Raw genomic sequence first — 13,021 nt, forward strand, 5'->3', positions numbered from 1 at the left:
GGCCCCGACTTTATTCAACGCACCGGGGCCAGCTTCCTCTCCCTACTGCACCTGTCCGGCATTGCGCATGCACTGCACCGTTAGTCAGGTAGAGTGAGAGATATTGATTGACTAGTCAATATAAAACGACCCATCCATCGCAGGATCAGTTTTGCCCTTGCCAAACCAGCCCAAATTGGCAGCATCCAACATGCGGAGGGCCCGAGAAATGCATCAGTTTGACGAGATCTACAGGCTGGCGGCAGATCGCCACGGCGGACCAATTGAGCTTGAAGGCAAGCTGAGCAAACCGACACCAATCGATGAGCTGGCGGCGATGCCGGATGACCGCTGGCTATCGACCATTACGAAAACCGTGTTCCAGGCAGGGTTCAACTGGAAAGTGATCGAAGCAAAATGGGAGGGCTTCGAGACCGCATTTGATGGTTTTGACATCGGGCGCTGCGCGTTCATGGATGATGAGAAATTTGACGCCTTGCTACAGGATACGCGCATCGTTCGGAACGGAACCAAAATTGCGGCAGTCCGTGACAATGCCGCATTTTTGCTGGAACTCCGCGCCGAAGGCGGCGTTGGGCAAATACTGGGCGGGTGGCCATCGCAGGATTATGTCGGATTGCTCGAGATGCTGGCCAAACGCGGATCGCGCCTGGGTGGCGCGTCGGCACAATACGCCATGCGATTTGCCGGGCGCGACAGTTTCATCCTGTCTCGGGACGTGACCGCGCGCCTGGTCGCCGAGGGCGTCGTCGACAAACCCGCGACCTCCAAAAAAGCGATGGTCGCTGTACAGGCCGCCTTCAACATCTGGATGGAGCAATCAGGGCGGTCGTTGACTGAAATCAGCCGCGTGCTGGCGATGAGTCTCTGAAAACGACTTGCAGAGCCAATCCGTCACAGTAGGCTTGTCATCATGCTTCGCCCCCTGTTGATCTCAACCCTGTTTCTGCTTGTATCCTGCGGTCGTCCATTGACTGATCATGAGCGTACATTTGCCAGCAGAATCCACGGTGAAACACTGAACCTTGATCGCGTACGACTGGTCGAAGGCGCGCCCGTCGCAGCGATCACCTATACGCGCAAAACCCGCCCCCGAATTGCCTGCCGTGAGCGGATACTACCGCCCGTCAAAGAGGAAACCGTAACCGGAAAACCGGCCGGGGTCGCCTTGTTCAACCGCGTGTACTTTACCAAAGACTGGTATCTGGACGATTACATGAGTCAGTACCCCGAGCAGATGAACCTGATCGCAGCCATGCTGCTTGCACATGAGCTCACTCATGTCTGGCAATGGCAGAACCGCAGGACCACCGGCTATCACCCCCTGCGTGCTGCTGCTGAACATGGCAGGACGGACGATCCTTACTTGTTCGATATTGAAACTTCGCCTGATTTGCTGGCCTACGGCTATGAGCAGCAGGGCGCAATTGTCGAAGAATATGTCTGCTGCCGCGCGTTGGACCCCGAGGCGCCGCGAACCAAGCGTCTGCACGATATGCTGAGCGCACATTTCGACGTCTCGAAACTTCCCGGAAACCGACGTGAAAGTGATGTTGTCCTTCCCTGGGCTGGCGCGAAGGTGCAGGGTATCTGTCGCTGACCCTTCTAGTTCTCCTGTAAGGTTTTCAGAAAAGCCACCAAATCCGCAATCGGTTTGCTGGTCAGGATCGGTTGCCCATCGGGTGTCTTGATCGCGGTGTCATTTCCTTCGAAGTAAGGCCCATATACAGGCATCGGGCTACCGTGACTGACCAACGGTTCGCGCCCGTCGATCCGCGCCACGACGCGCGCAGTCGGGAATACACCGTCGGCATCTGCCAGAGATTTCAGGTTTGTTGGCTGGATGACCAGCACTCCAGCCATCGGGCCATGACCTGTCGCGCCCAGACCGTGGCAGGTTGCACAATAATGCTGATACAGCTTGGCCCCTGTCTCGGCGTTCTGTGCGGATACGACCCGAGGCACCACAATCAGAGCCATAAGCGAGACCGCGCCAAGTATCGATCGGATCATCGTTTTTCTCCTATCAGCCTAGCACATTCAAGACTTGCCCGATGGGTCTGCAGGCGCAATGATCCAGATCAACGATATCGGTTCAAAGGGTTCAGCCAATGACACAATATGCAGCCATCATGCTGGCCGCCGGGATTGGCATTCCCGTGCTTGCGGCGCTAAATGCAGCGTTGGGCAAGCTGATCGGATCACCCACCGCCGCAGCAGTCATCCTGTTTGTAATCGCGCTTCTTGCATCGGCACTGACATTGCTGGTGTTTCCAGGTGGGCAGGCCTTCGCCAAGGCAGCTCAAGCGCCCAAGCATCTGTTTCTGGCCGGAGTACTGATTGCGTTTTATGTACTGTCGATCACCCATGTGGCCCCTCATTTCGGGGTGGGTAATGCGGTGTTTTTCGTCTTGTTGGGCCAGTTGGTCAGCACCGCCGCGATCGACCATTTCGGCCTGTTTGGCGCACAGGTCACACCACTGACGTTAATGCGAGCGGGCGGCATAGCGTTGATGGCTGTCGGCGTCGCAATCACTCAGCTGGCCTGAGCACACCCCCATCTAACCGCAGCACCCTGTCCATCCGCGCCGCCAGTTCGAGATTATGCGTGGCAATCAATGCCGAGAGCCCCTCATCCCGCACCAGCGCCATCAGCGTCGCGAAGACCTGATCCGAAGTTTCGGGATCCAGATTGCCCGTCGGCTCGTCTGCCAGCAGTACGCGCGGCGCGTTGGCCAGCGCCCGGCAAAATGCCACGCGCTGCTGCTCTCCACCCGACAGAGCGGCGGGCCGGTGATCCGCCCTCGCCGCGACACCAACGCGGTCAAGCAACTGCATCGATCGTTCCTGTGCAGCTTTCTCGGAAGTTCCATTTGCCAGTTGCGGCAGCACGATGTTTTCCAGCGCGGTAAACTCGGGCAGCAGATGGTGGAATTGGTAGACAAATCCAACATCCTGCCGCCGGATCGCGGTTCGTGTCCTGTCCCCTTTACCAGAGGCGTTCCGCCCGGCGATTTCGACCCCGCCGGCATCGGGCGTATCCAACAGGCCCGCAATATGCAGCAAGGTCGACTTGCCCGCCCCTGACGGAGCAACCAGCGCTACGGCCTCACCGGCGCGCAGTTCCAGATCAGCCCCGCGCAGCACTTGAAGCTCGCCGGGGGTGCCTTGCAGATAAGTCTTGTTCAGGCTGCTGAGCCTCAGTGTTACGTCATTCATAGCGCAGCGCCTCGACCGGGTTCAGCCGCGCCGCGCGGCGGGCCGGGAAATAGGTGACTAAGAATGATAGGCCCAGCGACAGGCCTACAGCCTTGAGGACATCCGACAGGTGCAGCTCAGCCGGCAGGGCATAGATGCCGCGAATGGATGGGTCCCAGACGCCGCCGCCCATGATGAAGTTCACAAACGAAAAGATCGGGTCGATATAGATGGCGAACAGACAGCCCAGAATGACCCCCATCACGGTTCCGATGATGCCGGTAAAGGCTCCGCAAATGAAGAACACGCGCAAAACCGATCCTTCGCTGAGGCCTATGGTGCGCAGGATGCCGATATCGCTGCTTTTGTTTTTCACAAGCATGATGAGGCCGGAAACGATGTTCATCGCTGCAATCAGAACAAGAATCGACAGGATGATGAACATCACGTTGTCCTCGACTTCCAATGCTCTCAGAAACCCACCCGAGGCGTCCTGCCACGTCCAGAGTTGGCTGCGCTCTCCGGCAGCCTCCAGGATCGGGATCAGGATCGGGGTCAACTCTTCAGGGCGTTCGACCATCACCTCGACCTCATCCGCAACGCCGTCTCGGTTGAAGAATTCCTGCGCCTCGGTGAATGGCATGTAGACGCGGGTGCGATCAATGTCATAACGCCCGGCCGAGAACACGTAGACCACCTCATATGCATTCACCCGCGGCGAAGTGCCAAAGGCGGTTTTCACACCATTGGGTGAGGTCAATTTTACCCGATCCCCCACCGTTGCCCCAATCGCTCGCGCCACGCCCGAGCCGATGGCGATGCCATCCGAAAACCGAGACAGGTCGCCATAAGCCTGTTCGCTGTCGGCAACGCCCGGCAAATCGGACAGATCATCGGGACGAATGCCAAAAACCTGCACACCAGAACTGCGATCCGCGTTGGTGATCAGAACCTGCCCTTTTACAAGCGGCGCTGCTCGCTCGACCCCGGGAACCTGTGCGATCCGCTCGGCCATGCCGTCGAAATCGGTGATGGTGCGATCCAGCCGCCCCTGTGCATCAAGCTCTCCGGCGGCATAGACGGTGACATGCGCATTGGCCCCCAGAATAGTTCCCACAAATTCCGACCGGAATCCCGACCGGACAGCCAGCGTGGCAATCAATGCAAACACAGCCAGCGTAATGCCAATCAGCGATATCCACGTCATCACACTGACTCCGCCTTCGGCCCGACGGGCTCGGAGGTATCGCCATGCGATTTTCCATTCGAAGGGGGCGAAGGGCGGGGGAGATTTGGCCATTCCTGCCTCGGGTTCTGTTTTTTCGCGACCCTCTCGACATTTCGCCGAATGGTCAAGCCGGTATCGCACAGATACTCAGTCAACACGACGGCCCGCGCAGTAAGTACTTTTAACCTTAGTCTGAAGCGAATCATTTGAGAAAACTCTGTGACTTCACCGGCAAAGCGGGAAAACACGCCCCTCGGAGTACACCGATGGTTGTGAACCCCTTCACAGACAAAGGCTTATTGTTTCAGGTATGAAGTCAATGTGAAGTATCAGCGCCCAACTGAGTCACAATCGCAACATTGGACGCGAAATATTATTTCACAAATTGATTAGTGTAAGAAACTTTGTCACCCTGTTTATGTGGGGGACACATTTTAAGAGTTTGAGAGCGGAGGTTCGCTCATGGGTATTCAAGAACATATGTCAGGCACGGGCCCGATTTTGGTCCGTCAGGCATCAACTGAACTAGATTGCGAGAGCGCTGCATTACTGCGTGCATCAATCAGGCCAATCTTCACAAGTGCAGCAAGCTGGGCGGGTTTGACCGACATATTGCGGGACAAGGGTTATCGCCTTGCGTTTCGTCAGGGTCTTCTGTGCATCACTGATCGCGCCACAGACGAACGCATCTGTGGATTGCGGTTTCTGGGTTTCGAATTGGCGGAACTTGTGCGCCGCCTTGGTCGCCCTATCGTAGTTGCACGCGGCAGCGAAGCGGACGGAGATATCCTGACCGCACGTCCAACCCCGGCATCCTGAATTAAACTTTGGAAGCCTGCACCGCCCGATCAGGCGATGTCCTCATAGATTTCTGCGATCTTGATGACTGCAGCCTCGGGGCTCAGTTCTTCGCTTTCACCAGTGCGCCGGCTGGTCAATTCAACAACACCATTCTTCAGACCACGCGGACCCACGGTGATGCGCCACGGCAGACCGATCAGGTCCATGGTAGCGAACTTGCCCCCTGCCCTTTCGTTCCGATCGTCGTATAGCGGCTCAAGCCCCAGCGCTGTCAGCGCTTTGTAGATTTTGGCACACGCCGCATCTGCCTCTTCATCCCCCTGCTTCAGGTTCACAATGCCGCAATGGAACGGGGTCACACCCTCGGGCCAAATAATGCCCTTGTCGTCATGGCTGGCTTCAATGATTGCCCCGATCAGACGGCTGACACCAATGCCGTGGCTGCCCATGTGAACAGGAACCGGCTTGCCATCGGGGCCTTGGACTGTGGCCCCCAAGGGTTCCGAGTATTTGGTGCCGAAATAGAAGATCTGCCCAACTTCGATCCCGCGCGCAACGCGGCGACGTTCCTCGGGAATCTTGTTGAACAATACCTCATCGTGCGTTTCATCTGTACGAGCGTATTTCGAGGTAAACTCCTCGAGGATCGCCTGACATTGTTCGCGGTTGTCATAGTCGATATCGCGGTCACCAAAGGTCAGGTCTGTGACAGCGCTGTCATAGAAAACTTCGGACTCACCGGTATCGGCCAGCACGAGGAATTCATGCGTATCGTCGCCGCCAATGGGGCCGGAATCCGCGCGCATCGGGATGGCTTGCAGACCCATCCGCTCATAAGTCCGCAGATAGCTTACCAGATGGCGGTTATAGGAATGCAGCGCATCTTCTTTGGTCAGGTCAAAATTGTATCCGTCCTTCATATAGAATTCGCGCCCCCGCATCACGCCGAAACGTGGGCGAATTTCGTCGCGGAATTTCCATTGGATCTGGTAGAGCGTCAGAGGCAGATCTTTGTAGCTGCTCACGTGGCCGCGGAAGATGTCGGTCACCAGTTCCTCAGCGGTCGGCGTAAAAAGCATGTCGCGCCCATGGCGATCCTGCATACGCAGCATTTCCTGACCGTAGTCGTCATAACGACCGGATTCGCGCCACAGGTCCGCTGACTGCAGGATCGGCATTTGAATGGCAATGTGCCCTGCCCGCGCCTGTTCCTCATGCACGATGTTTTCCAACTTGCGCAGAACTTTGAAGCCCATTGGCAGCCAGGAATAAATCCCGGCGGCGGCCTGTTTGATCATCCCGGCACGCAGCATCAGCCGGTGGCTGACAATCTGAGCCTCAGACGGGTTTTCCTTGAGAACGGGCAGAAAGTAACGGCTGAGGCGCATAACGTAACCTTTTGGGTGATATTTCAACAAAAAGGTGATTATGCCAAAGCCCCGCTGGGGGCAATCATACATTGGCGTTTTTACGACCTGTGGTCGGTCGGTTTTTTGATTGACCGTGACGTCGGGGTTTTCAATGTTGGCACCAACGTACAATTGCGAGGCCGCGATGCAGACGATCACAGAACCCGCCAGACAGATTCCAGTTATTCACCAGACAGATGTATTGGTCATTGGCTCGGGGCCCGCAGGATTGTCAGCGGCATTGGCCGCAGCGCGCGCCGGCGCCGAGGTATCGTTGATGGACAGGTTCGGTTGCATGGGCGGCAATATCACTGCCGTAGGCGTCGAAGGCTTTGCCTGGTATCGCCATGAACAAACCGTCGAGGCCGGGGGCATCGGCCTGGAATTCGAAACACGCGCCAAGGAAATGGGCGCAGCCGTACCAGAGAGCCAATCCCTCAGCTATGAATTGGACAGTGAAGGCTTCAAGCTGGTGGCCGACAAGCTGGTCGAAGAGGCGGGTGTTCATCCGATGCTGCATCGCCAATTTGTCGCTCCGATTATGGAGGGTGATCGTATTACAGGTGTCATCACCGAATCCAAAGCAGGGCGTGAGGCGATATTGGCGAAAGTTGTCATCGACGCGACCGGCGATGCAGACGTGGCGCATCGCGCTGGTGCTCCGACCCACAAGACACCGCATGAAGACATGATGGCAGCTTCGGTCATGTTCCACCTGGCAGGCGTTGATAAGCGTGCGTTCATGGAGGGCGTCAAAGCCGATCCCCAGACCTACAAGGATTGGGGTGGAGGCGGCGAGTGGAACATCGAAACATCGGGCAAAGAGGACGATATGTTCTCGCCTTTCGTCAAGAAACCCTTTCAGCAGGCCATCAAAAAGGGTCTGATCCCTCCGCACCTGAATACAATCGCGGGCACATGGGGGGCCATGCACGATACTGGAGAGCTGACTTACATGAATCTGATTCACCTGGATCAGATCGACGGGACTGACCCTGACAGCCTGACCATCGGTGAGATCGAAGGCCGCCGTCAGGCGATGCTGGCTATTGATGCCCTCCGCCGCTTCATGCCGGGCTGCGAAAACGCGCGATTGCGCAATTTTGGCATGACCATCGGTATCCGCGACACCCGCAAGATCGATGCCGCCTACAACATGACCGAGACCGACGCCCGGCATCAGGGACGGTTCGAGGATTCCATCGGCATCTATCCCGAATTCATCGATGGCTACGGCATCCTGATTCTGCCGACCACAGGCCGGTACATGCAAATCCCTTACCGCTCGATGTTGCCTAAGGGCGTACAAGGCCTGCTGGTTGCGGGCCGCTCACACGGGGCTGATCGGGTCGCACACGCAGCGACGCGCAACATGTCCTGCTGTGCGGTGATGGGTCAGGGCGCGGGGATTGCGGCGGCCATGTCGCTCAGGAGCAATCAGGACCTCGGCAAGATGGACCTCGCCCCCGTGCACAAAGAGCTGGATCGTCAGGGGGTTCGCGTGTTCTGAGCTTTTGAAGCCGCGCGGCCCCCTTTCCCGACGAAGCACTTGCATCGTTAATGGCCTTGGGCCAAGAACAACACGAGGCTTGCAGTAAAGGAATGCACGATGGCGTTGCCGGTGAAGGATCAGCTGAGGTACTGGGGTATTACCGCTGCGATTCTTGCGGTACTTTTGTATCTGTTGGGCGATGTCCTGCTGCCGTTCGTCATTGGTGGAGCAATCGCCTACTTCCTTGATCCCGTAGCGGATCGTCTGGAAAGACTTGGCCTGTCACGAATGACGGCCACCGGGATCATCACCATTGTTGGTGTACTGGGCTTTGCGCTGATGATTCTCATGGTTGTGCCTGCATTGATCACGCAGTTGCTGGATCTGATCGACGTCCTGCCCAGCCTCTTCAAAGAATTGCGCGCCTTTATTGAAAAGCAGTTCCCGTCGCTGCTGGATCAAGAATCGAATACGCACCAGATGATGGTATCGTTCGGCGAGACGCTGAAATCCAAAACCGGAGATGTGCTGCAAACCGTTCTGTCTTCGCTTGGCTCGGCGATCAACGTAGTGGTCCTGCTGGTGATCGTGCCTGTGGTCGCAGTCTATCTGCTAATGGACTGGGATCGCATGATCGCACGGATCGGAGAGCTGCTGCCCCGCGATCACGCCCCCACCATCAAACGACTGGCAGGTGAGATCGACGCAGTTCTGGCCTCGTTCGTGCGCGGAATGGGCACCGTCTGCCTGATCCTCGGCACCTATTATGCGGTTGCGTTGATGCTGGTTGGCCTGCAATTCGGCCTGATCGTCGGCTTCATCGCCGGGCTGGTGACCTTCATACCCTATCTGGGCGCACTGATCGGGGGCACTCTTGCCATTGGTCTGGCGCTGTTTCAATTCTGGGGGGACTGGGCCCATATCGGTCTGGTCGCCGGTGTCTTCGCCATCGGACAGGTGACCGAGGGTAATTTCCTGACCCCCAAGCTTGTCGGCAGTTCCGTCGGTTTGCACCCGGTCTGGTTGCTGCTGGCATTGTCAGTATTCGGTGCATTGTTCGGTTTTGTCGGAATGCTGATCGCGGTTCCGGTCGCAGCCGCGTTAGGCGTTCTGGCCCGGTTTGCAACCGATCAGTACCTGAACAGCCGGCTCTACACCGGGCTTGAAGGGCTCAATCAGGACGACGAGTAAATGGCCACGCAGCTCAGCTTTGATCTGCCGTCCAAAACTGCCTTGGGCCGCGGGGATTTCTTTGTCTCACCAGCCAATGCGCTGGCCGTTGCGATGATTTCAGCCACCTCCTGGCCCGGCAACAAACTGGTGCTGAGCGGCCCGGCGGGCGCAGGCAAAACCCATCTGGCCCATGTATGGGCCGCGGAAACGGGTGGGCGCATCGTTCAGGCTGCAGCCTTACGCTTTGACGATGTGCCAGAGCTTGCGCAGTCTCCGGTCGCGGTCGAGGATGTTCCGCTGATTTCTGCTGATCCGGAACAGCAAAAAACACTGTTTCACTTGCACAATCTGGTTCTGGCCGAAGGCCGTGCCCTGCTGATGACAGGTCGCGCAGCGCCCAAGCAATGGCACCTGCCATTGGCCGACCTGCAAAGCCGTGTGGAAGGGGCGCATCATGTGGCGTTGGATGCACCGGACGATGCCCTTTTGGGGGCGGTATTGGCCAAGCTGTTCACCGATCGCCAGCTGAACCCCGGCCCTGATGTTATCGCCTATCTGGTGAAACACATGGATCGCAGTTTTGAAGCTGCCTCGAATATCGTCACTGAACTGGATCATGTTGCGCTCAGCGAAAAGCGAGACATCACCCGTTCACTGGCGGTGCGCCTTTTGAACGCAGAACCGGAACAATCCGATGCCTGCGATTGACCGGATATCAACGATCTCGCATCCTGCCACCCAAAATATCTGGGGACACCATGACACAGACAGCCGAGACTGAATTTCCCGATCACGAGCTTTTGGGAAAGCCGCTGTTCGAAGACCCCGGGGCCCGGGCCTTATCCCGGGTCGGTGTTGTCGATATCGGGTCCAACTCGGTCCGGATGGTGATCTTTGACGGCGCGGCACGCTCACCCGCCTATTTCTACAATGAAAAGGTCATGTGCGAACTGGGAGCCGGTCTGTCAGAAACCGGTTGTCTGAACCCGCTTGGACGCGAACGGGCCTTGGCCGCGCTGCATCGGTTCAGATATCTGGCCAAGGACCTCGGATTGCCTGCCCTGCACGCGGTCGCCACTGCGGCGGTGCGCGAGGCCCGGGATGGGCCCGAGTTCTGCGCGCAGGTCAAAGCCGAGACCGGGCTGATCATCAATGTCGTTGACGGCGAGGAAGAGGCCCGCCTCTCGGCACAAGGCGTGCTGCTGGGGTGGCCCGGTGCTTATGGGCTGATCTGCGACATCGGTGGGTCTTCGGTAGAACTGGCCGAGATCGGGGGCGGCAAGGTCGGGCGCCGCATGACTTCGCCATTGGGTCCGCTCAAACTGCGTGACATCAAAGGTGGGCGCCGCGCGCGCAAGGCGCATATCAAGACAACCTTAGAAGAGATGCGCGACCGGATGGGCCCACAGCGGGACAGGCTGTTTCTTGTCGGCGGCAGCTGGCGCGCCTTCGCCCGGCTGGACATGCTGCGCCGAGGCTATCCGCTGAACGTGCTGCACGAATACCGGATGACGCAAACTCAGGTACGTGAGACCATCAAGTTCATCGAACAGAATGATCCGGACAAGCTGCGCAGCAAGGCCGGTGTGTCAGGTTCACGCATGGCACTGATGCCCTACGCAATCGATGTATTGTCCCGACTGATCCGGACCTTCAAACCCAAGGACATCGCGATTTCAAGCTATGGTATCCGCGAAGGGTTGCTGTACGAGCAGATGCCGCAACGCCTGCGCGACCGCGATCCGTTGATTGAGGCCTGTCGTTTCGCCGAGGCCAAGGATGCGCGCTTGCCCGGTTTCGGCAAACACCTGTTCGAGTTCGTCATGCCGCTGTTCCGCTCGGCCCCGGAGCAGCAGGTGCGGCTGATCAAGGCGGCCTGTCTGCTTCATGACGTCAGTTGGCGTGCGCATCCTGATTACCGGGCCGAAGCCTGTTTCGAATACGTCACCCGCGCCAACATGAGCGGGATCAAACATTCCGAGAGGGTTTTTATCGGCCTTGCGCTGCAACACCGGTATCGCAACAAACGCGAGGGAAACCGATTTAAACAGCTATACGAATTGCTGGACGAACGTGGCCAGAAGCAGGCTGAAATTCTGGGCAAAGCGCTTCGTTTCGGGGCGATGCTCTGGATGCAGCATGATGCGGCCATGGGCAAATTACGCTTTTACCCGAAGAAACAAAAGCTTGAGCTTCGCCTGCCCAAATCAGCAAGCCCTTTGTTCAACGAAGTAGCTAAGGCGCGGTTCAACTCACTAGCCGCCGCGCTGAATTCCGAACCCAGGGTGATCCTGCGAGGTTGATCAGATATCGGTCAGGCCATCAGATGGCGTATCATCTTGCGGCCCCGATTCATCAGGCAGGTCCTGAGACCCCTTCTTGCGAATGATGATGTCACCATTGGGCAGCATCTCGGGCGCCTCATATACGCTCCAATCCTGAACCTGAGCGGCCAATTCCGCCAGTGCAGGACCCATTTCCTGCATGAATGATTGCAACGCCGGGCCAAATTGTTCGGCGAGCCCACGCAGATCCTCGATGGTCGGCTCCATCTCTTGTCGCAGGCCTTCCAGAAACAGCTCGGCACCCCGCTCCATCAGGGACTTACCGTCGTCTTCTTCGGCATCGGCGGGGATGGCCGTGACCGCCAGGGCCGCACAGATGATCAAGACGCGTTGCATGTAGGAAATATAGGATATGACCATCGCGGTTGAAAGCCTACAGATCAATATCCAGCATTACAGGAAAGTGGTCAGATGCTGTCAGCAAGGCACCGCGCAATTCGGAGTTACCCCAACAGGCGGCATCCCGAAATGGATGCCAGATGCGCCAGGACGGGCGCCGGTCGCGCAGGTCCTGGCTGATCATGATGTAATCCAGCAGAGCCTCAAGATACCGCCCTTCTTCCCGGCGCTCAAACCGCGCGGTTACGGGGACCGAGCCGGGACGCGGGCCATGAACTTGCGCGGCGTGGGGGTCGTAAAGCCCCGCCTGTAACAGAATTTCGACCGAAGACCGCCCGAACAGATGCTCGAATTCATCAAGGCCAGGACCGTCATTCAGGTCACCCAGCAGGACAACCGTCTCGTGTGCGTCAATGTGGTGTTCGACGCGCCTCGCCAGCCATATCGCTTGCGCCAGTTGCTTGCGGCGATTGGCGATGGAGAGGCGGATCATCTCGTCCCTCGAACCGGCGCCATGGGGCGCTTTGGATTTCAGATGCGCGCCGATCAGGCGAAATGACGTACCAGCCATCGTCTCGATTGCCAGTTCCATTGGCGGTTTCGAGAACTGAACCCGGTCTTCGGTCGCATCCACATCCAGATCGATGTGGAATATGCTATCAAATCTGGGGGCAACTTTACCGTCAGACAGACCCACCGGATCATGACGCGCTTTCAGAATATCCGGGTCGAACAACAATGCCAGTTCCTGATGGGTGTCGTTGGCAAATCCCATCACAGCGTGAGAGGTACGCAAGCCGAAGGTTTCGGAAAATCTCTGAAGGGCACGAACAGTGTTCTGTCTCTTTCCAGTGTTCGGGGCCTCGACGACCAACAGCGCGTCAGCGTCCATCGCGGTCAAAACTTTAGCCACCGCCTCGATCTGCTGGGCTTTGGTAATGTCGTGACGCCCTGACCAGCTGTCATCGGCGATCAGATTATCATCGCGGTCAAACAGATTGGCGAACCATTCGATATTATAGGTCGCCAGACGCAC

14 protein-coding genes are annotated in these 13,021 nt (G+C 57.5%); 8 read left to right on the forward strand and 6 right to left on the reverse strand.

Going from position 1 to position 13,021, the window contains the following annotated elements; genetic code table 11:
- Positions 1 to 208 precede the first annotated feature (208 nt).
- Complete coding sequence (locus BLU89_RS06890) at positions 209 to 871, forward strand: DNA-3-methyladenine glycosylase I (protein WP_074735504.1); 663 nt, start codon at positions 209 to 211, stop codon at positions 869 to 871.
- A 42-nt stretch (positions 872 to 913) separates the two neighbouring features.
- Positions 914 to 1,600 carry a hypothetical protein gene (locus BLU89_RS06895; protein ID WP_074735506.1) on the forward strand — a complete coding sequence of 229 codons (687 nt, stop codon included), beginning with the start codon at positions 914 to 916 and terminating at the stop codon, positions 1,598 to 1,600.
- Between the two features lie 5 nt (positions 1,601 to 1,605).
- Here the strand turns inward: BLU89_RS06895 and BLU89_RS06900 are convergent, their stop codons facing one another.
- Positions 1,606 to 2,013 carry a c-type cytochrome gene (locus tag BLU89_RS06900; RefSeq protein ID WP_074735507.1) on the reverse strand — a complete coding sequence of 136 codons (408 nt, stop codon included), beginning with the start codon at positions 2,011 to 2,013 and terminating at the stop codon, positions 1,606 to 1,608.
- Positions 2,014 to 2,111: 98 nt separating this feature from the next.
- Between BLU89_RS06900 and BLU89_RS06905 the strand changes: the two genes are divergently transcribed.
- Positions 2,112 to 2,549 carry a DMT family transporter gene (locus BLU89_RS06905; protein WP_074735509.1) on the forward strand — a complete coding sequence of 146 codons (438 nt, stop codon included), beginning with the start codon at positions 2,112 to 2,114 and terminating at the stop codon, positions 2,547 to 2,549.
- Here the strand turns inward: BLU89_RS06905 and BLU89_RS06910 are convergent.
- Together BLU89_RS06910 and BLU89_RS06915 are read right to left on the reverse strand one after the other, a co-directional pair.
- On the reverse strand, positions 2,533 to 3,219 hold the full coding sequence (locus BLU89_RS06910) for an ABC transporter ATP-binding protein (protein ID WP_074735511.1): 687 nt from the start codon (positions 3,217 to 3,219) through the stop codon (positions 2,533 to 2,535). The genes BLU89_RS06905 and BLU89_RS06910 overlap by 17 nt on opposite strands.
- Positions 3,212 to 4,498 carry a lipoprotein-releasing ABC transporter permease subunit gene (locus BLU89_RS06915; RefSeq protein ID WP_074735512.1) on the reverse strand — a complete coding sequence of 429 codons (1,287 nt, stop codon included), beginning with the start codon at positions 4,496 to 4,498 and terminating at the stop codon, positions 3,212 to 3,214. The genes BLU89_RS06910 and BLU89_RS06915 overlap by 8 nt, the downstream gene beginning before the upstream one ends.
- Before the next feature lie 390 nt (positions 4,499 to 4,888).
- On the opposite strand from BLU89_RS06915, the gene BLU89_RS06920 reads away from it, so the two are divergent.
- Positions 4,889 to 5,245, forward strand: a complete 357-nt coding sequence (locus tag BLU89_RS06920; RefSeq protein WP_074735514.1) for a hypothetical protein — start codon at positions 4,889 to 4,891, stop codon at positions 5,243 to 5,245.
- A 29-nt stretch (positions 5,246 to 5,274) separates the two neighbouring features.
- On the opposite strand, the gene proS is transcribed toward BLU89_RS06920, so the two are convergent.
- Positions 5,275 to 6,615 carry a proline--tRNA ligase gene (gene proS, locus BLU89_RS06925; protein WP_074736467.1) on the reverse strand — a complete coding sequence of 447 codons (1,341 nt, stop codon included), beginning with the start codon at positions 6,613 to 6,615 and terminating at the stop codon, positions 5,275 to 5,277.
- A 166-nt stretch (positions 6,616 to 6,781) separates the two neighbouring features.
- Between proS and BLU89_RS06930 the strand changes: the two genes are divergently transcribed.
- The 4 genes from BLU89_RS06930 (at position 6,782) to BLU89_RS06945 (ending at position 11,604) form a co-directional block, all read left to right on the forward strand.
- Positions 6,782 to 8,146, forward strand: coding sequence for an FAD-dependent oxidoreductase (locus BLU89_RS06930; protein ID WP_074735516.1), 1,365 nt, complete (start codon positions 6,782 to 6,784; stop codon positions 8,144 to 8,146).
- Between the two features lie 99 nt (positions 8,147 to 8,245).
- Positions 8,246 to 9,319 carry an AI-2E family transporter gene (locus BLU89_RS06935; RefSeq protein ID WP_074735518.1) on the forward strand — a complete coding sequence of 358 codons (1,074 nt, stop codon included), beginning with the start codon at positions 8,246 to 8,248 and terminating at the stop codon, positions 9,317 to 9,319.
- Entirely contained in the window at positions 9,320 to 10,009 is a 690-nt protein-coding gene (locus BLU89_RS06940; protein ID WP_074735519.1) for a P-loop NTPase family protein, read from the forward strand.
- Between the two features lie 50 nt (positions 10,010 to 10,059).
- On the forward strand, positions 10,060 to 11,604 hold the full coding sequence (locus tag BLU89_RS06945) for a Ppx/GppA family phosphatase (protein ID WP_074735521.1): 1,545 nt from the start codon (positions 10,060 to 10,062) through the stop codon (positions 11,602 to 11,604).
- On the opposite strand, the gene BLU89_RS06950 is transcribed toward BLU89_RS06945, so the two are convergent.
- Positions 11,605 to 11,982 (reverse strand): hypothetical protein, encoded by a 378-nt coding sequence (locus BLU89_RS06950; protein ID WP_083347710.1) that lies wholly within the window; start codon positions 11,980 to 11,982, stop codon positions 11,605 to 11,607.
- 37 nt (positions 11,983 to 12,019) lie between these two features.
- Positions 12,020 to 13,021, reverse strand: a complete 1,002-nt coding sequence (locus BLU89_RS06955) for an endonuclease/exonuclease/phosphatase family protein (RefSeq protein WP_074735524.1) — start codon at positions 13,019 to 13,021, stop codon at positions 12,020 to 12,022.

Origin of the sequence: Ruegeria halocynthiae (assembly GCF_900106805.1) — a bacterium.
Classification (GTDB): domain Bacteria; phylum Pseudomonadota; class Alphaproteobacteria; order Rhodobacterales; family Rhodobacteraceae; genus Ruegeria; species Ruegeria halocynthiae.